The organism is Pseudoalteromonas sp. CNAT2-18.1 (assembly GCF_022347865.1).
Taxonomy (GTDB): Bacteria; Pseudomonadota; Gammaproteobacteria; order Enterobacterales; family Alteromonadaceae; genus Pseudoalteromonas; species Pseudoalteromonas ruthenica.
In genome coordinates, this window is sequence record NZ_JAKRFR010000004.1 from 371,571 (window position 1) to 390,941 (window position 19,371).

The window sequence follows — 19,371 nt, forward strand, 5'->3', positions numbered from 1 at the left end:
TTATACTTTACCCACATAAAAAAAACTAATCGTTAGTTATGGCTCGGCGACTCCCCCCTCTAAATTCTCTAAAGGCTTTTGAAGCAGCGGCAAGGCACTTAAGCTTTACCAAAGCAGCAGAAGAGCTGTATGTAACTCAAGCAGCCGTAAGCCATCAGATCAAAACCCTAGAAGAGCATTTAGGGTTGAAATTATTTTTGCGAAAAAATCGCTCCTTGCTATTAACTGAAGAGGGGCAAGGGTACTTTCTCGATATTAAAGAAATTTTTGCACAATTAGTGGATGCTACAGAAAAACTGTTAGCGCGTGGAGCCAAAGGGTCGTTAACGGTGAGCCTGACTCCAAGCTTTGCGATTCAGTGGTTGGTGCCTCGGTTAAGTTTGTTTAACGAGTTACACCCAGAGATCGATGTGCGTATTAAAGCGCAAGACCAGGACGACAATTCACTTCAAGATGATGTTGATATTGCTATCTATTATGGTCGCGGTCATTGGAGTGGCGTGGAAACTCATAAGTTGCACACCGAATACTTGGTGCCTTTGTGTAGCCCTATGCTATTGAACGGCCCTAAGCCGCTGAACGAGCCACAAGATTTGCAGTACCACACACTGTTGCACGATACCACGCGCCGACCATGGAAGTTATGGATGAAAACCGCTGGAGTACGCAATGTGCAAGTTAACCAAGGGCCGATATTCTCGCACTCGTCGATGGCGATGCAGGCTGCTGCCCACGGTCAAGGTGTGGCGCTTGGCAACTTGGTGCTGGCGAAACCAGAAATTGATGCGGGGCGATTAATTGTGCCGTTTAATCATACTTTAGAAAGTAAAAACGCTTACTACCTAGTCTTTCGCGAGTCGCAATCGGAGCTCGGTAAAATCGTCTCATTTAAAGAGTGGATGCTAGGGTTAGTGGAAAAAGAACAGGAGCAGCTTTAATGCAGTGGATTGAAGCGCAATCACCGATTGCTCAGTTTATTTTTGCCCACGGTGCAGGGGCAGGCAGTGACAGTGACTTTATGCAGCAAATGGCAGCGAACATGGCCGCTTTGGGTGTGAGCGTGGGGTTATTCGATTTTCCATACATGCAGCGTGCTAAGCAAGAGAACAAACGTCGACCACCGGAAAAAGCCGATAAGCTGTTAGCCAGCTTTAACGAACACCTTGAGCAGCGTCGCGCAGGTTTGCCGCTGTTTATTGGCGGCAAATCCATGGGCGGGCGCATGGCTAGTATGTTGGTTGCTGAGCACCCAAGTGATGTCCAAGGCGTGATTGCCTTCGGGTATCCGTTCCACCCGCCAGGAAAAAAAGACAAACTGCGCGTCGCTCATTTCGCCGATATCAAAGTACCTTTTTGTGTGCTGCAAGGAGAGCGCGACACTTTTGGCAAGCAATCAGAGTTGCTCGAGCTTGTCGATACACGTCCCGCTCAGCTCCATTGGTTAGAAGATGGCGATCATTCTTTGGTGCCGCGCAAAAAAAGTGGCTTTACCCAACAACAGCAATGGCAAAAGGCAGCGGAGCTCGCCGTGAGCTTTATCAAGGAGCATTTATGAGTCAGTTATTTCTTATTAGTGGAGCGCTTTTCGCGGGGCTCAGTGTTATACTTGGCGCCTTTGCTGCCCATGGCTTGAAAAGTCGCTTATCGGAGTACGCGATTGGCGTTTTCCAAACCGGTGTTGAATACCAAATGTATCATGCCCTAGGGTTGATTTTGCTCGGCATATTGGCCAAGTTTGGTGTCAACCTTACCATTAGCGGCTACTTTATGATCGCCGGCATTGTGCTCTTTAGTGGCAGCTTGTATGCCTTAGCCCTAACAAGTATCAAGTGGTTTGGGCCGATTACTCCGATCGGGGGTCTGTGCTTTATTATCGCTTGGGCCGCCATGATCATTAAACTGTTACAAATGAAATAAGTCACCACCATGTCCTGTATTGTTATTTATTGTCGCGCTGGTTTCGAAAATGATGCCGCCGCAGAAATCACCCACCATGCCAGTCAACATGGCGTCGGCGGCTATGTAAAAGCCAAGCCAAACTCGGCATTGGTGGTGTATCACTGCTACAGCCATGATGAAGCGGAATACCTGCTTAAGAAAATTCCATTTAAAGATATGGTGTTTGCTCGGCAATGGTTTGTCGGCAAGCAAATAGCGCGTATGCCTATCGATGACCGTGTTACCAGCTTATGTGAAGCGGCCAAGGAGTTTCCATTATGTGGCGAACTGCGCGTGGAAACCTGTGACACCAACGACGGCAAAGAGCTCTCTAAGTTTTGTAAAAAAATTAGCACGCCACTGGCGAAAGGGTTAGAGAAACAAGAAACCTTACTGCGCCAGCAAGTGAAAAACCGACCGATATTACACGTGTTATTTATCGCCAGTGACACAGCTTATGTGGGCTATTCGTTTAGTTTTAATAATTCAGCACTGTATATGGGGATCCCCCGTTTACGTTATCCGAAAGATGCACCGAGCCGTTCAACGTTGAAACTAGACGAGGCCTTTATGGTGTTCGTCCCAGAAGACGAACAAGAAGACAGGGTGCGCTCCGGAATGAAAGCGGTCGATTTAGGCGCCTGTCCTGGCGGCTGGACATATCAATTAGTGCACCGAGGAATGTTTGTGCAAGCTATTGATAATGGCCCTATGGACCAAGCGTTAATGGAAAGCGGACAAGTGAAGCATTACCGCGAGGATGGCTTTAAGTTCCGCCCAGAGCGTCGCAACATCGATTGGTTAGTATGTGACATGGTAGAAAAACCCAGCCGTGTTACCGAGCTTATGATTGATTGGGCGGTGAATGGCTTCGCCAAAGAGCTCATCTTTAACTTGAAACTGCCAATGAAGAAACGCTTTGACTGTGTATATGAAAATATGCAGCGCATTGAACAAGAGTTGCGCGAGTATGGAGTGAAGTTTAACTTACAGGCTAAGCACTTATACCATGACCGCGAAGAGGTGACGGTGCATGTACAGGTGCTGCGCGTACCGCAAAACGTCTATAGCTAGTCAACAAAAGCCGGGCAATAACCCGGCTTTAATCTTTATCTCTCGGTTGGTTGTGCCTGTCGCTTCAATACCCATGCCAGCACCATACTAGCGGCAATAATACCGAGTAAATCGGCGCTTAAATCGACTAAATCAAATGTACGCGTGGCAATAAACGCTTGGCTTATCTCTTCAATCAGCGCAAATGCAAACACCAAAAGAGCGCCCCAATACACCTTCACTTTACCGTAAAGCGGCATTGCTCTCGCGCCGAGCGCAAGCGTAGCTAACAGTGTAAAAGTCGCAAAAAGCACAAAGTGGCCAAGTTTGTCGCCGTAAGGTATCGCTGCGACCCATTGGAAGAAAAGGCTGTTTTGGCCGCTATTGGCCAAATAAATAATCCAGCCCAAGAATGCGGCAAAGGCTATTGCCGCAACAACAAATACAGCAGTGAAGTTCGGCTTTATCACAAGTTACGATACTGGCTGCGATAATTTTCTACCCATAATTTCGTGGCACCACAGACCGCCACAGGCATGATGATCATATTTAAAATAGGCACCGCAGCACATATCATCACTCCGGCACCAAAGCCGTAAGACAAGCCTTGGTGGGCTTTAAGGTCGCGTTTCATATCCTTGAAGCTGACCTTGTGATTATCAAACGCATAGTCTTTATATTGCACCGCAAACATCCAACAGGTGAACAGGGCCCAAATGATCTGTCCGATCACCGGTAAAAACCACATGAGGATGAAAAAGCCAAGGGCGCGAGGTAAGTAGTAGCATAGCTTAGTCCACTCTCGCCCAAGCATACGTGGCACATCGCGCATGGTATCGAGCAAGCCATCATCGTTAATGCGTTGCCCGGTTAAGTGCATCTCCACTTTTTCCGAGAGAATGCCGTTGAACGGTGCGGCAATAAAGTTAGTGATCACCGTGAACACCATAGAGTAGCTAAATAGCAGCACCAATATAGCCAATGGCCATAAAATAAATTCCAGCCAAGTCAGCCATTCCGGCAACTGTGCATTGAGCCAGGCAAACGCATCGGTGAGCCAGCCATAGATAAAGAATAAAGACGTGCCGAAAATCACTAAGTTGATCAACAGCGGGATAAGAACGAAGCGCTTTAGGCCTTTTTGGGTGATCAGCGTAAAGCCACTAAAAAAGTATTCAAAACCACGACCTAACTGCATGGCATACCTCTACTATTTGGATCTCGATGGTTCCGCAGTATAACTAAGGCGTAAACAATTAACAGACTCTATTCATGCTTTGTTGCAAAAAGGCCCAACTTGAGTTGGGCCATAGCCATTATTTATTTTCTTCTAGTTGCTGGGTGTCTTGGCGTTCACGAAAGCCGCCCGCTTTATCATCGCTCAGCTTAGGCGTGCCATCTTCGGCGCGCGAGGCTTGGTTCACCTTGAGTATATTTTCTGCGTGCTGGAGGTCGGCTGTATTGGAAAAACCAGCGATGGTCTCACGGCCTTTTAAGAAGCCATCTATTTCATCAACGATGGTATTGAGCTCTTGCTCGTTTTTCTCCATGGTCATCACATAGCGCGGCATTTCCACATTGTCGCTGCCACTACTGGCAAAGGTGCTAGTGTGGATGCGCGAGCTAACAATCCACGGCGTGATTGATGATTTAACAATGACATTTTCACTGCGAGTGGAATCGTGAATGGACATACCGGTGGAGATCTTAGACTCGGTAAAGGTGCCTTCCGTTTTCATATACAGCAGCAGCGAACTAAAGCGCAACTCGGCCCAAAATACATGGCTAAAGTTCTCCAGCATACGTCCGATGGTGCTGAATATTTGCCAGAAGAAAAAGCCACTGAGTAACGTTACGACCAATGCTGATAACTGCCCAAGCCACTGCTGCATTGCAGCACCGTCGCCTCGTTCGGCACTGCGCACAAAGCTGTCTACGTTGTCCCATGACTGGGCTAGAAAGTCGTACAAGCCCTGAACTTTTGCGGCCAAAGCAAACAACAAGCAGGCGCCGATGACCACGCAAAGTTGCGCCGCGATGGTGCTAAATAAGCGCGTCGCTTTGAACCCTTGCGGCGCTGGAGTTGGCGTGAACTCAGGCTGAGTTTCGATTAACAGCTCACCACGAAAATCGCCTTTGCCCTGCGACTGCTCATTCAACGTGGGATCAAAGTCAATGTAGGTGCGGTTGGGGATCTCTCGATAGCGTCGATTGGCCAGCACGATATTTTCAATGTTGATAAAAATTTCATTAGGGTGCACCGACTCTTGTAAGTTGGCGCGATATTCGCTCACTTCCGTTTGCGCGTTGCTTTGCTGCGCTCTCGTCGTCAACAAGTAAAACAGCGCGACACTGGCTATGGCACCCAGTGCCAATAAGGTGATAAGGCTAGGCCAGGCAGAAAAGCTAACGACTTGCTCGGTCACACTTTGCCATTGCTGCAATTCATGGGCTGAAGGAGCAAATACATTGTGATAAATAAGACCGATGACCACCGGGAAAATCACCGAAAAAGCGATGACTTTTGCCAATGATGCAGCCCCCACATCTTTGAGCTGTTTAACGCGTTTAAGACTGACAGCCTTGGCTGCACTGCGCCAACATAGCAGTAGGTAGACTAAAATAAGCGCTGAAAAAATAGGAATAATAATATGGCCCGCTTTACCGGCAAGCCCAGAAGAAGACACAAAATACGTCAATGCGAAGGCAATAAGCGCGAGTACTGTCTGCAACAACACCGCGACAATTTCTTGTGCGACATTACGCATTGGATAAGGTAAAAACACCAGCTTTGGCATAATCGAATGCACCAAGCGGCCAACCCAACCTTTGGGTTCGCTAAACGTGGTGTTTTTGCGGCCCATCAGCATCGACTCTAGGGTTTTTGCGCTGTAGGCTAACGATCCCTTTCGGCGCTCCAACTCTGCATTTTCTTGCTCGCTTTTAGTGAGGTTTAGCGCCAAGGAGCTAGGCACAGAACGACCAACAAAAAACTTAAACAACTGGAACAAGCCGCTGCCACAGCGCTGTAACCCCATAATCAACAGCACAAGGCCAAAGCCGGCGTAGATCCAAGCCGCGACCAAGTTGTGCTCGGTGAGAGTGGTTACTTTAAAAAGGCTATATAGGCCTAATAGGGCGATACATAGGCCGCCGATGGAGCGAATTAACCCCTCCGCTTTAAAGGGGTTGGTTATGCCTAAGCCTTTTGAACCAAAATCATACGCCATAAGGGTTCCTTTTATTCTTGGGCTTGTTGAGCCCGTTCAATACGTTCAGAAATAGCAGGGTGAGAAGATAAGTACTCCCACTGCGAATCTTGCTGAGGGTCCAACTCATGAGCCTGTGCGAGCGCTTCCATGGCCTCAGCAAAGGCTTTCGATGAATAGCCTAAGCGTTTAAGTTCGCGTAATGCGTAATCATCGGCTTGGCGCTCCATATCGCGGGAAAATTGCTGTTGTAGCAACGTCGAGCCGGTGCCCATGATAATCTCAGCAAACCCTTGCAAGTCGCCAAATAAGAGCGCCAACGATACCGAGGCACCCGCTGATTGCGCCGCTAAGGTGAGACCGTGCTGATACTCGACATGACCAATTTCATGCAACAGCACCGCCAGCAATGCGGTGTCCTTCTCTTTTAATGCGTCGGCCAACTCATCAGTTAACACGACTTGCCCATCGGGCAGAGCAAAGGCATTGGCTCCGATTTTCGGGGCGCTAAAAAAGTGCAATTGTAAATGCGAAGGTGGATTCTCTATTTTCTTTATATGATTATGCCACAGAGTGCGAATATGCTGTTTACGCGCGTCACTCAGTTCGCTGGGTTCAAGGTAAAGGTATTTAACCGCTTCGAAACTTTGTTCAGAGGCAGCATGGACAATGGGTTCAGGCAGGGCGCGAGCCACCGTTGCAGCGGTGCTGGGAATAATTTTGAAAAATAAGGCCCAGCACAGTAAGGCAGCGGCCAAAACACAGGCGCAAAGGGCCAACTTATGGCGCTCAATAGCTTCCAATGCTTTGTCCCAGCGCGACTCACTCGGCCAGCGATGCTGAGCGTCGTGAGGCACAAAGCGACTGCCATCGGCAAAGGTCAATTCCACCGGTAGGCCTGTTATTTGTTGCCCTTGCTGATAATCATCAAACTGCGCGATGAGCTCATCATCACTGAGCAGTTGCACACCAGCATCACAAAGCCAAAGCGTGGCGTGCACACTTTGGCTTTGCTTATGCAAGTAATAAACGCCCGTTACTTGCATGGCTTATCCTAATGAAAGGTCAACATCAAAGAAATCAGCTGCTTCTTCAGCAAATGATGAGTTTTGCTCACCTTGCGCGTCAGTCAGTGTTTGCGGATCGCATAAGAAGGTGATCTCAGTGGCTCGGCATAGCATTTTTGCAGTGCGTACTTTTGCCCACGGGATGGCTAAACCGAGAGTACATAACACGGCAAGGGCATTGGTGAGAGTCAGTAAGGTGTAATCCACTATGCGTAAGTCGGATTTAAAACTGGCGATACCTTCGATCTCACTGCTATTGAGCAAGTGGTTACGAACATGAGTTTGATACACACCCATGTAAACGGCAAAAATAGCGGTATAGCCAACAACGAATAAGATGATTAATGCCACTGCGCTAATGGCGGTGAGCGATTGTTCAAACCCTTCAGGGTCCAGCATCATGGTTTGTAAACTCAAACCAAATACGCCAGCGATCGTCATGACTATTACACCGACAATGGCACAGGCAACATAGGCCAAAATCACAGCCAAGTAATACTCACCGCCTTTGGTGTTCACAGTGATGGGTTTATCGGCATAGCTAATTTCGCTATGTAGGTATTTATCAATGCGCTTGAGTACGTAAGGCAGCAACAAATAAAGCGTGAATACACTTACGATAGGCAACACGATAAAATTCAAAAATGCATCGCCATAGTTACCTTTAAACGCAAAGCGTACATTGCGATAGCGACTCATGCGCATATTAAAACGCATGCCCTGATTGACCATCCACGGCATTAAAAATAGCAATCCGAACACCGCTAAAACACCGAGAATAGGCACAAATTGAGTACAAAACATATAAATAACAAATAAAATAAAGGCGAGAATGCGGCCTTTTAAAATTTGTATAGGCGATGCAAGGTAATCAAAACGGTGACCATCAAGCTGGGTGTGACCATAAAAATAGCGATAAGTGCGCACTTTGGCCCAAGCGGAGTATATGCCTAGCGTCAACAACGTGAGCACGATGTTAACGATCCAAATTGAGAAAAACTCTTTCCCGGAGCCGGAAAATTCTACGCGGCGAGAGTAGGCTTCAAACTCTTGCGAGCGCGCGGATGGGGTGGGGGTAGTATCTAAGTCCATTTAAACGTCCATAAGTCCTAAGTAAATTTAAGAGCGTTAATTTAGCGTTAAGCTTAAAATATTGCAACCTGTGCAATGCAACCTTTGATCAGGGCTCCGCTTTATGCTCGCGCATGTGTATAATCGCGACTATTGTCTAGGGGAATGACGAAGGCACTGTATGCTGTCCAAAAACCAACAAAAATATTTGCGCCAGTTAGGGCAAAAGAAATATCGCCGTCAACATCATATGTTTTTAGTACAAGGGGCGAAAAACGTCCTTGAGCTATTGCAAAGCGACTATGATATTGACAGTGTCTTTGCCAGCGAAAGTTTTTTAGCGCAGCATCACCAACTGCTGGGCTCTCGTCTCGATGCCCGCCATATTCACCAAAGCGATGAGGGGAGTCTCTCGAAAGTCAGTACGCTGGTGACCAATAACGAGGTTATTGCTGTTGCACCTATGCGCGATGTCACTATTCAGGAAACACCTTGGCAATTGGCCCTTGATGGTGTTAGCGACCCTGGCAACTTAGGCACCCTGATCCGTTTAGCGGATTGGTATGGCTTTTCGCAGATTTTACTTTCACCGAATTGTGCCGATCCATACAACCCCAAGGTGATCAGTGCCACTATGGGTTCATTCACGCGTGTGTCGTGCGCCACAGTTGATTTACCTGAGTACCTGCAACAGCTTGATAAACCTGTTTACGGTGCATTTCTAGGAGGCACTAACGTGCACCATGTCGAATTTGCTCAGCAAGGAGTGCTCGTTATGGGCAGTGAGTCTCATGGTATTAGTGAGGCGGTGGGTCAAGCTATCTCAGAGCGAATTACCATTAACGGGTACGGCGGGGCAGAGTCGCTGAATGTGGCTATTGCCAGTGGCATAATTTTAGATAATATAAAGCGTTGTAGCGGTTAGGCCGCAGCCACCAAACATAAAATCATAATAACTGGGGCATCAATGCGCTTAAGCAGCATTAAGCTGGCGGGGTTTAAGTCCTTCGTCGAGGCAACAAAAATACCTTTTCCCGACGCCATGACCTGTGTCGTCGGCCCTAACGGCTGTGGCAAATCGAATGTGATTGATGCCGTGCGTTGGGTGTTAGGAGAAAGCTCGGCAAAGAATTTACGTGGCGACGCGATGAGCGACGTTATTTTTAATGGTGCAGCCACCCGAAAGCCGGTCTCCCAAGCCGCCGTTGAACTCATTTTTGATAACACCCAAGGGCGTTTGCCCGGCACTATGGCATCACGTAACCAAGTAGCCATTAAGCGTGTTGTTACCCGCGATGGTCAATCCCTGTATTACCTCAACGGCAGTAAATGTCGCAAGCGAGATATTACCGATATTTTCCTTGGCACTGGCTTGGGCCCGCGCAGTTACGCCATTATCGAGCAAGGGATGATTTCCCGGCTTATCGAAAGTAAACCTCATGAGCTGCGGGTGTTTATCGAAGAAGCCGCTGGTGTGTCGAAATACAAAGAGCGCCGCAGAGAGACACAGACTCGCATTCGCAGCACCCGCGAAAACCTTGAGCGCTTGCTCGATGTGCGTAGTGAACTGCAAGCTCAACTCGATAAACTTGATACTCAGGCGCAGCAAGCCCAACAATACCGTGAACTCAAAGCCCGGCAACGACAGCTAAAAAGTGAACTGGCGGTGTTGAAATGGCAAAAACTGCATGCCCAGCAACTGGAAAAATCGCAACAACTCGCGCAGTTAAAAGAGCAGCTCACCTTTATTAAAGAAGCACACAGTGGTGAGCAAGATGTACTCAGCGCCTATCAACAGCAAGTTGATGATACCCAGCACGCTTTAGCCGCTGCACAGCAACAGCAGTTCCAAACTGATAATCAGTTGGCGCGAGTCGAGCAGCAACATATTCATAGCAAACAGCAGCTGCAGCAGTTGCATGCAACATTGCAGCAAAGTGATGAAAAGCACCAAGCGCTGGTGGTTGATAAGCGCCAGCAAAAAGACGCGGTGGCGCAAAAGCAGCGAGAGTTAGCGCAGGTGCGTGAACAGTTGGAATTATTGCAAGCACAAGCAGAGCAGTTAACTGAGCAGCACCTTGTCGCGCAAGAACAATTTGAGCAACTGCAAAACCAGCAACATCAACAGCGTGAGCAGCTGTACCAAAACCAGCGGCAAGTCCAACAAAGCCAGCATGAGTTGCACGCACTGAGCGCGGAGCAACGAAGTAACACTGAGCAACTGCAAGAGGTGCAAGAGCAACTCAAGGCGCACCACGAGCAACCTATTAATCAACAGCTGCAAGATAGTGAAGCTGAGGTCAAAACCTTGACCACCCAGTTAGCCAGTGCCAAAAGTGAGCAGCAGCGTGTCGAAAAGCAATTAACTGCGGCGCAACAGGCCTATCAACAGGGCAAAAACGAATATCAACAACACCAAGATCAAGCGCGTCAACTGAGTGCCAAACAACAAGCGATGGCGGAGTTGCTCGCACAGCACCAAGAGCAGCAAAGTCTATTGTTTCAGCTCGAGGTGCAAAGCGGTTATGAAGCGATAATTGAGGCGGCACTGATGCAGTTACAGCATTTGCAGTTAACTGAGCAGCGCCAGGGGAGTTGGCTACAGCCCACCGAGCACCAGGTTAAAGCCGAGGCTGTCAGTGCGTTTATCCAGCAAGGCGAGTACCCGGACCTGCTTGACCGTATCGCCTATGTCGAAAATGGTGATATTACGCTGTTGGCAGATGACTATTGGTTTGCGGTGGTTGACAGTCAAGGTACTTTGCACGGTCGTCATTGGGCGCTCGAAAACGAGCAAGCACAACAAGGCATCTTAGCTAAGCGTCAGCAACTGGCGCAACTTGATAGCCTGCTTGAGAGTGCACAGCGACAGCAACAACAAAGTGAGCAATATCTACAACAGCTGCATGAGGAGCGAGGGCAGTATACGCAGCAACTGGACAATAGTAAGAAGCAAGTGCATGAGCTTTCACGTAGCCATGCCAGCATGCAAACCCGGTTGGAATTATTGCGCGAGCAACAACAACAATGGCAACAGCAACAACAACGCCTCAGTGAAAAACAACAAGCGTTGATGACCCGAGACCGTGAGCTTCAAGATAAGTATGCACTTACTGATGAGCAGTTCCAGCAGGCACAGGAACTGTTGGAACAAGCGCAGCAGCACAATGAGCAATTGCAGGGTCAGTACGAGCAGGGTCAACAGCACCTGCGCCAATGCGAGCAGCAGTTGCGGGAGCATCAAGCTCGAGTCGCAGATATGCGTCTTAGCGCAGAGCGTCAGCAAAGTGAGTTGTCCCTCAGTGAGAATAAGCTGGCACACATCGACAATGAGTTAAGCCGCTTGGCGTTAACAGTGGAGCAGGCTCAGGCGCAGCAGCAAGCGCTGGAGCAGCCGCTTGAGCAAATGGCCGAGCAAATTGAAACCTTGTTGCAGGAAAAAGAGCGCCTGAGCGAGCAGCAGGTTGATTTGCGCCATCAGCTTGATTCAGTACAGCAAAACTATGAGCAAAATAAGTCACGCTTAGCCCAAGGTGAGCAGCAGCGTGAGCAGTTGCAAGAGCAGATTCAGCAGGCGCTATTGGCGGAGCAAACCCTGACACTGAAAGCGCAGCAGGCGCTAGCACCATTAGAAGAGCTCAAAGTCACGCTCAAAGAGGTGCTCGAAAGCCTTGATGACGATGCCGCAGTGGGTCGCTGGCAAGCGCAGCTTGCGCAAATTGATAAGCAGTTAGACACGCTTGGCGCTGTTAACTTGGCGGCGATTGATGAGTTTGCCAGTGCCAAGCAGCGCAAAGCTTACCTTGATGAGCAGCTACAAGATTTAACCGATGCCTTGGAGATTTTAGAGTCGGCGATTGCTAAAATTGACCGCCAGACCAAAGCGCAATTTAAAAGTACCTTTGATCAGATCAATGATGATCTCAAAGAGTTGTTCCCTAAGGTCTTTGGCGGCGGCTCAGCCTATTTGGAATTAACCAGCGATGATTTGCTGGAAAGCGGGGTCGCTATCATGGCTCGTCCGCCAGGCAAGAAAAATTCAACGATCCATTTGCTAAGTGGTGGAGAAAAAGCGCTGACCGCATTATCATTGGTGTTTTCAATATTCAGGCTCAATCCAGCCCCGTTTTGTATGCTTGATGAGGTGGATGCACCTCTGGATGATGCCAATGTCGGTCGTTTTTGTCGTTTGGTCGAGGAAATGTCGCAAACAGTGCAGTTTATTTATATAAGTCATAACAAAATAGCCATGGAGATGGCAGGGCGTTTAACCGGCGTGACCATGGCTGAGCCTGGTGTGTCGCGTATGGTTGCGGTGGATATTGAGCAAGCAATGGAAATGGCTCAAGCCAGTTAAGTTAAACAAACACAGAATAAAGGTGAGGGGATGGCCGAAAATCTCAGATGGGTATTAATTTTAATCAGTGCAGTGGTCATTGGTGGTTTGCTAGTTCATGGCTTGTGGTCAGTACGCAAACGCTCTCAAGCAGTCGAGAACAAACCTGCTAAAGCTAAACCACAGCCAAAGGCAGAGCCCCATGAACCGCACAACACGCAAGACACGGTGAGTCGTTCTGAACCTGAGCCAACATCAGTGCAGCATGACGAGCCCAGCTTTGGTGCTATCGACGATGAACCAAGCATTGGCGAAATTAACATTGATGACGAGCCCGCAGCGGCGCATGAAGAAACTGAAGCGAACAGTGACAGCGAGCAGCCAGCAGAAGATTTTGTGATCATTCACGTGCATATGCCTGAAGGGCTGCAAATGCAAGGAGCTAAGTTATTACCCTTAGTGCTGACCTTAGGGTTTAAGTATTCCGACGATGGCTTTTTCCACCGTCACGAGCAAGCCAGCGGTCAGGGCCCAGTGTTGTTCCGTATGGTTAACATGTACAACCCAGGCACTTTTGACGTTGACAATATGGAGCAGTTCAGCACTGCAGGCGTGAGCTTATTTATGACTTTGCCTAACGATGGCGAAGCCATGGCCACCTTTAATATGTTGCACAGCGCGGCGAAGAAAGTGGCAGATGAGTTTGGCGCTGAGTTGTTAGATCATAACCGCCAGCCACTGAGCGTCAGCACCGTGCGTGAATATGTCGAAAAAGTACGTGAATACGCTTAATACCACATTCTGTAAGTAGTAGCAGCCACCCACTTGATGCGGTGGCTTTTTTATGAGGAACTTATGAGTAGCACGCCAGAGCAACGCATTGCACAATTGCGCCTTGAGATAGAAGAGCACAATTACAACTACTACGTATTGGATAACCCCAGCATTCCTGATGCCGAATATGATCGTTTGCTGCGCGAGTTACAGGCGCTCGAAAACGAACACCCACATTTGCTTAGCCCTGATTCTCCCAGCCAAAAGGTCGGCGGCACAGCACTGAGCAAGTTTGCTCAAGTCACCCACCAAGTACCGATGTTATCCTTGGATAATGCCTTTGATGAGAGCGAATTCAACGCCTTTAATAAGCGTATTCAAGACCGCTTGGCAGACACGCAAGCACTGACGTTTTGCTGCGAGCCCAAGCTAGACGGTTTAGCGGTGTCGATTTTGTACCGCGATGGCGTATTAGTGCAAGCGGCAACGCGCGGCGACGGCCAAGTTGGTGAAAATATTACCGAGAACGTTAAAACCATTCGTAATATTCCCCTAAAGCTGCGGGGTGATTACCCACAAGAGTTAGAAGTGCGCGGCGAAGTGTTTATGGATTTAGCGGGTTTTGCGCGCCTTAACGAAGAGGCGACAAAAAACGAGGGCAAAGTGTTTGCCAATCCACGCAATGCCGCAGCGGGAAGCCTGCGTCAGTTAGACTCTAAAATTACCGCTAAGCGGCCATTGATGTTTTATGCCTACTCGATGGGGCAAATTTCCGGGGCCGATTTGGCCGACGGCCACTATGAGCAGCTGCACCAATTAAAAGACTGGGGATTGCCGCTGTGCCCGGAGACCAAGCTTGTCAACGGCACAGAGCAAGCGATTGCTTACTATCAAGACATTTTAACCCGCCGAGGCGAGCTTAAATATGAAATTGATGGGGTGGTAATTAAAGTGAATAGTAAGGCTCATCAGCAACGTTTAGGCTTTGTCGCCCGAGCGCCGCGCTGGGCTATTGCCTATAAATTTCCGGCGCAAGAAGAGATCACCCAGTTACTGGATGTGGAATTCCAAGTGGGTCGTACTGGGGCAATTACCCCCGTAGCCCGCTTGCACCCGGTGTACGTAGGGGGGGTGACAGTATCCAACGCCACACTGCACAATGGTGATGAAATAGCCCGCTTAGGGGTAAAAGTTGGTGATACCGTGGTGGTGCGCCGAGCTGGTGATGTGATCCCTCAAATAACTCAAGTGGTGCTTGAGCGCCGCCCCGCAGATGCCAAGGAGATTGTCTTTCCGCAGCAGTGCCCAGTCTGTGATTCCCACGTTGAGCGTATAGAGGGCGAGGCTGTGGCGCGTTGCAGCGGTGGTTTGGTATGTGCTGCACAGCGTAAAGAGGCCATTAAACACTTTGCCTCACGCAAAGCCATGGATATCGATGGCCTCGGCGATAAAATTGTTGAGCAACTGGTGGAGCGCGAATTAATCCACACGCCAGCAGAGCTTTTTCAACTGCGTCAGGGTCATTTTGAGGGCCTTGAGCGTATGGGGCCCAAATCTGCAGCCAACCTAGTCAGTGCCCTTGAAGCGGCGAAAGAAACTACCTTGGCTAAGTTTATTTACGCGCTGGGGATCCGTGAAGTGGGAGAGGCCACCGCACAAAACTTGGCCATGCACTATCGCAGCCTCGACGCGCTAATGCAGGCCGATGTCGAAAGCTTACAAGAGGTCAGCGATGTCGGTGAAGTGGTGGCTAAACACATAGTGAGTTTCTTTAGTGAGACGCTAAACCAGCAAGTGGTTGAGGAATTACTAAAGCAGGGGCTGCACTGGCCGGCCATTGAAGTGAAAGCCGATAACGAGCAACCACTCAATGGTCTAACCTATGTGATCACCGGTACCTTAAGCCAGCTAAGTCGCAATGACGCCAAAGCGAGATTACAAGCATTAGGGGCGAAGGTTGCGGGCAGCGTATCGGCTAAAACTCATGCCTTAGTGGCTGGGGAAAAAGCGGGCTCGAAGCTAACCAAAGCGCAAGAATTGGGAGTGGATGTGCTCTCAGAAGAGGCGCTGCTCGAATTGCTAAGCGAGCATGGCGGTTAATATGAGTGACTTCATTAACTGGCTGAAATCAGGCCTTTATCAACTGGGACAATGGCTATCGCCTTACCTTGGTGATATTGCCTTGGTGTTTGTGGTGTGCATCATCGGCCTGTATGCCGCTGATGTGATCAAGGCGGTGAAAAAAGTAGTTGCTGCGAAGCACTTTATGCTGCGCACCTTAGTGTTTGTGCTGGTGAGTGCATTCGGCTTGGGAGCGCTTACGCTGTGGGTAAGTCCTCTGATCGCTAAATTATTGATGCTCTTTGGCAGCACTTATCTGCCACTGACTGTACTGGCGGCGTTTATATTGGTGGGTGTGTTAGCCGATAGGAAGTCGCAGCTGTGAATCGCTATGGCCCCGAGTATTGGGATAAACACGGTGCTTATCGCACCCCTATAGGCTTTACTTTGTCCCTACTGGTGCTGCTTCGGGCTTATCTAATTTGGGCGTTTGCAGCGATTTCGCGACGCCCTGAGCTTGATTTAGTCGCCTTGGTATACCAACAAAAACGTGACTTCTTTATTGCCTTAGGGATTGGTGCCATTGCCTTAGTCCCTGCGGTGCTTTACTCATTGCGCCGACCCAGCTCGAGCCAGAAACTCAAACCTTTATGGCGGTTTATGCGTTGGCCGTTATTAGTGTGCGCGATATTGGATTTTACTTGGATCATGCTCCAAGCCGCTCAGCAGTATTATCAGTTCTCTCTCCATTTAGCCCTACAGGGAGTCATGGTTGCGTGGGTCATACTGTATTTATTGCGTAGTCGCTACCTCAAAGTCTTTTTCGCTGACTGGCCGGATGAACTGGAAAGCAAAAAAGACGGTGCAGATAAGCGCTAACCAGATGAAGGTCGTCAACGCCGCCCGAGCTGTGGATGTAATGCTTGCTAAATACACCTTATTGGCTCTACCCGTGGTGGCGTTAATTATGATTTTGACGTTATCTTGGCCTTGGTTAACACTGATCATCGGGGGTGGCTACTTGGTGGCGCTAAGCTCATGCCTTTATCGTCTCACGGCGCTGTTCAGGACGCGCAACCCCATTAGCAATTTTATTCATCGTCAGCAGGGTCAACTCAGAGTGTGCTCACTCGCAGGGGTTTATGATCTCCATGGCCCGTGGCAGAGTATTCCCTTACATAATATCAGACACATTAGGGTGTACGACCATCGTATGTGCATTGTCACTAGCAATAGCGAGTGTGAGCTGAGTTTAGTCGCTACGCGTGACGCGCTATTGGCATACATGCGCGCTATTATGGCCGATACACAGGTCGATATTACATAGCTCATGTGGCTAAGCAGTGGCCCTAAAAGCAGCCTCGCTGTGGCGTTAGCTTTGCTGTTATATCATCTTAAGGCATTATCAAATTTAAGGAGTGTTTATGCTTAATTGGCAAGACATCATGCGTATGAGTGAAAAAGGCAATCCCGAGCCTCCTTATCGTGTGGAAAAAAGCGATGAACAGTGGCGGCAGCAACTCAGTGACGAAGCGTTTTATGTGACTCGCCAAAAAGGCACTGAACGTCCATATAGTAGCGATTCATGCACGCTTTTTGAGCCAGGGCGTTACCTTTGTGTGTGCTGCGATAACGTTTTATTCGCCGGTGATGAGAAATTCGACAGCGGCAGCGGTTGGCCTTCTTTTACGCAACCGGCACAAGCCAATGCTATCGCCTACATCAGTGATAGTAGCCATGGGATGCAGCGGATTGAAGCGGTGTGCAACGTGTGTGATGCGCATTTGGGGCATGTGTTCCCTGATGGCCCGCCACCGTCTCACCTGCGCTACTGTATTAACGCAGTGGCTATTTATAAAGGCAAGGATTAAAGAATTACGGGGCGAGAGAGCTCGCCCCATGCAAAGGTTATTGTTGACTGGCTATCCAAGCATCAATGTCTTGCTCAACAATCGCCATGGGGCGAGCCCCGGGAGTGAGAACAACATCGTGGAACGCTTTTATGTCGAACTTGTCGCCTAGTGCTGTACGCGCTTTATCACGCAGCTCGACCAGTTTGATCATACCTAGTTTGTAACCTAAGGCCTGACCTGGCCACGCAATATAGCGGTCAATGGCAGAGACCACATCACTCATAGCGGTGCCTGTGGCCTCGGCAAAATAATCAATGGCCTGCTGGCGAGTCCATTTTTTATAGTGCAGGCCGGTGTCTACCACCAAGCGTGCAGCGCGGTACACTTCAGCCTGTAATCGTCCTAAGTCACCAAACGGGTCGTCCTGATACATCCCCATCTCATAAGCGACGAGCTCGGAGTAAAGCGCCCAGCCCTCGACATAGGCATTAAAGGAGGCATTTTGGCGCATCAGGCCAATATCTTGTTGCAACATATTCAATGCGATTTGGAAATGGTGTCCCGGTACAGCCTCATGGTATGTGAGTGTTTTCATGCCGAAGCTGGGAACTGCTTTCATATCCTTGAGGTTAATAAAGAATACACCAGGGCGTGAACCGTCCAGCGATGGGCCGTTATAATAGCCGCCGGCGGAGCCTGCCTCAACAGCGACAGGAATACGACGCACCTCTACTTTTTGTGGTGGTAAGGTGGAGAAATACTGCGGCGCTTTGGCGACGATTTTGCTTATCTCACCGCGTAAAAAGGTGAGTAGCTCGGCTCGCCCTGCATCGCTATCTTCATATAAAAAGCGAGGTTCGTTATTGAGTTGCTGCATGCGCTTGCCAACGCTGCCTTCACTGTAGCCGTTGGCTTTAAGGATTTCATCCATACGCTCGGTAATGCGCGCGACCTCATCAAGGCCTAGCTGGTGGATTTGCTCGGCAGTGAGCGTGGAGTCCCCTAAGTAAGTGATTTCATGCTGATAGAAAGCATCGCCATTTGGTTGCGCCCAAATACCGACATCAGTGGGCGCGTGCTTTTCAAGCGCCGCCATGTCTTTGCTTACACCCGCAAAACCAGGATAAATCTCAGTGCGTACGAGTGTCTCGGCAGTGTTTATGTAATCCTGGCGTTGGCGCTCATCAAGACCGTCGATAGCACTTAGCTTGTCGGCGAATGAGGCAACAAGCGGGTGCTCGCTGGGTTGCACAGCGGTAAAATTAGTTAAATAACCCAATGTGTTTGCAAACAAGGGTTTCGGTAATATGACTCCAAGCTTGGCGTCGGCTTTAAGTTTTTCTCTGACCTGTGCAATAACCTCGGCAAAACCACTTAGACGAGCAAGGTAATTGTCAGCATCTTCAATGTCTGAGACCTCATGCTGATCTTTAAGCAGGTTGGGTAAATCGATGAGCGGGCCGGACAGTTGGTTGACCACGTAAGGTAGGTGCCCGCCCCAGGTATCGATATAGCCCGCTGCAAAGTCTTCGTCACCAGCATAATAGCGAGCAATTACCTCATTGACGCGCAGGTGCAATAACTCATCCGCAGCCAGATCAGGGTGTTGCAGTGCTGCTAATTGCTCGCCAGCGCGGCGCATATCTTTTTGCAGTTGCTGCATACCGGCCACCGAATAATCAGGGAGCTGGCGGTTATAGTCACCATAACTTTGCTCTGGTAGCTTAAGCGACGTGGCTAGGGCGCTTTGATGGCTGATAAAGGTTTTGGTGTATTGCTCTACGGCATTATGAACTTGTTCAGACGTTGGCGCTTGATTGCGTTGCTGAGTTGGTTGCTCTGCTTTTACAATGGTTTGGGGGGCTTCAGAGCAGCCTACTAAGGCCAAAGTGATGGCAAGAGCAAGGGTGTTGATTGGCTTCATTGTTGTCCGTGTTTTTTATTGTCGTTGGGTAGTGACTTAATATACACGCTTGGCATAGCAAAGCTAGCAAGGTGCGGGCAACAAC

General features: G+C 49.1%; 18 protein-coding genes. 12 read left to right on the forward strand and 6 right to left on the reverse strand.

All coding sequences use genetic code 11. The features are described from left to right. Window positions 1-38: 38 nt before the first annotated feature. Genes MHM94_RS11075 through rlmM form a run of 4 tightly spaced genes read left to right on the forward strand, consistent with a single transcriptional unit; the run spans window position 39 to window position 3,012 of the window. Window positions 39-938, forward strand: coding sequence for a transcriptional regulator GcvA (locus tag MHM94_RS11075; RefSeq protein ID WP_022944697.1), 900 nt, complete (start codon window positions 39-41; stop codon window positions 936-938). Then, entirely contained in the window at window positions 938-1,555 is a 618-nt protein-coding gene (locus MHM94_RS11080; RefSeq protein ID WP_235419944.1) for an alpha/beta fold hydrolase, read from the forward strand. The genes MHM94_RS11075 and MHM94_RS11080 overlap by 1 nt, the downstream gene beginning before the upstream one ends. Beyond that, a complete protein-coding gene (locus tag MHM94_RS11085) occupies window positions 1,552-1,917 on the forward strand; it encodes a DUF423 domain-containing protein (RefSeq protein ID WP_022944699.1) in 366 nt (121 codons plus the stop codon). The genes MHM94_RS11080 and MHM94_RS11085 overlap by 4 nt, the downstream gene beginning before the upstream one ends. A 9-nt stretch (window positions 1,918-1,926) precedes the next feature. After that, a complete protein-coding gene (gene rlmM, locus MHM94_RS11090; protein WP_235419945.1) occupies window positions 1,927-3,012 on the forward strand; it encodes a 23S rRNA (cytidine(2498)-2'-O)-methyltransferase RlmM in 1,086 nt (361 codons plus the stop codon). A 35-nt stretch (window positions 3,013-3,047) separates the two neighbouring features. Here rlmM and MHM94_RS11095 read toward each other — a convergent pair whose 3' ends face one another. The 5 genes from MHM94_RS11095 to MHM94_RS11115 form a co-directional block, all read right to left on the reverse strand. Beyond that, window positions 3,048-3,461, reverse strand: coding sequence for a VanZ family protein (locus MHM94_RS11095; protein WP_235419946.1), 414 nt, complete (start codon window positions 3,459-3,461; stop codon window positions 3,048-3,050). Continuing rightward, window positions 3,458-4,189 carry a sulfate transporter CysZ gene (cysZ, locus tag MHM94_RS11100; RefSeq protein ID WP_022944702.1) on the reverse strand — a complete coding sequence of 244 codons (732 nt, stop codon included), beginning with the start codon at window positions 4,187-4,189 and terminating at the stop codon, window positions 3,458-3,460. The genes MHM94_RS11095 and cysZ overlap by 4 nt, the downstream gene beginning before the upstream one ends. 118 nt (window positions 4,190-4,307) lie before the next feature. Beyond that, window positions 4,308-6,221 carry a hypothetical protein gene (locus tag MHM94_RS11105; RefSeq protein ID WP_235419947.1) on the reverse strand — a complete coding sequence of 638 codons (1,914 nt, stop codon included), beginning with the start codon at window positions 6,219-6,221 and terminating at the stop codon, window positions 4,308-4,310. Between the two features lie 11 nt (window positions 6,222-6,232). After that, the gene (locus MHM94_RS11110) at window positions 6,233-7,246 is read right to left on the reverse strand and encodes a M48 family metallopeptidase (protein WP_235419948.1); all 1,014 of its coding nucleotides are present in this window, start codon (window positions 7,244-7,246) and stop codon (window positions 6,233-6,235) included. A 3-nt stretch (window positions 7,247-7,249) separates the two neighbouring features. Continuing rightward, entirely contained in the window at window positions 7,250-8,359 is a 1,110-nt protein-coding gene (locus MHM94_RS11115; protein ID WP_045979726.1) for a YjgN family protein, read from the reverse strand. Between the two features lie 160 nt (window positions 8,360-8,519). On the opposite strand from MHM94_RS11115, the gene MHM94_RS11120 reads away from it, so the two are divergent. The 8 genes from MHM94_RS11120 (at window position 8,520) to msrB (ending at window position 17,380) form a co-directional block, all read left to right on the forward strand. Continuing rightward, window positions 8,520-9,263: an RNA methyltransferase gene (locus tag MHM94_RS11120; RefSeq protein ID WP_130146576.1), complete on the forward strand. Its 744-nt coding sequence runs from the start codon at window positions 8,520-8,522 to the stop codon at window positions 9,261-9,263. A 42-nt stretch (window positions 9,264-9,305) separates the two neighbouring features. Further along, window positions 9,306-12,695 (forward strand): AAA family ATPase, encoded by a 3,390-nt coding sequence (locus MHM94_RS11125; protein WP_235419949.1) that lies wholly within the window; start codon window positions 9,306-9,308, stop codon window positions 12,693-12,695. Between the two features lie 30 nt (window positions 12,696-12,725). Continuing rightward, window positions 12,726-13,466, forward strand: a complete 741-nt coding sequence (gene zipA / locus MHM94_RS11130) for a cell division protein ZipA (RefSeq protein WP_138508924.1) — start codon at window positions 12,726-12,728, stop codon at window positions 13,464-13,466. A gap of 63 nt (window positions 13,467-13,529) precedes the next feature. Continuing rightward, window positions 13,530-15,548: an NAD-dependent DNA ligase LigA gene (ligA, locus tag MHM94_RS11135; protein ID WP_235419950.1), complete on the forward strand. Its 2,019-nt coding sequence runs from the start codon at window positions 13,530-13,532 to the stop codon at window positions 15,546-15,548. Window position 15,549: 1 nt separating this feature from the next. Continuing rightward, a complete protein-coding gene (locus MHM94_RS11140) occupies window positions 15,550-15,894 on the forward strand; it encodes a DUF3392 family protein (protein ID WP_053911885.1) in 345 nt (114 codons plus the stop codon). Continuing rightward, window positions 15,891-16,388: a DUF2919 domain-containing protein gene (locus MHM94_RS11145; protein ID WP_235419951.1), complete on the forward strand. Its 498-nt coding sequence runs from the start codon at window positions 15,891-15,893 to the stop codon at window positions 16,386-16,388. Before MHM94_RS11140 ends, MHM94_RS11145 begins: the two co-directional genes overlap by 4 nt. A gap of 4 nt (window positions 16,389-16,392) precedes the next feature. Further along, complete coding sequence (locus MHM94_RS11150) at window positions 16,393-16,836, forward strand: hypothetical protein (RefSeq protein WP_045979721.1); 444 nt, start codon at window positions 16,393-16,395, stop codon at window positions 16,834-16,836. A 97-nt stretch (window positions 16,837-16,933) separates the two neighbouring features. Next, on the forward strand, window positions 16,934-17,380 hold the full coding sequence (gene msrB / locus MHM94_RS11155) for a peptide-methionine (R)-S-oxide reductase MsrB (RefSeq protein ID WP_235419952.1): 447 nt from the start codon (window positions 16,934-16,936) through the stop codon (window positions 17,378-17,380). Between the two features lie 37 nt (window positions 17,381-17,417). On the opposite strand, the gene MHM94_RS11160 is transcribed toward msrB, so the two are convergent. Beyond that, window positions 17,418-19,286 (reverse strand): DUF885 domain-containing protein, encoded by a 1,869-nt coding sequence (locus MHM94_RS11160; RefSeq protein ID WP_235419953.1) that lies wholly within the window; start codon window positions 19,284-19,286, stop codon window positions 17,418-17,420. Window positions 19,287-19,371 lie beyond the last annotated feature (85 nt).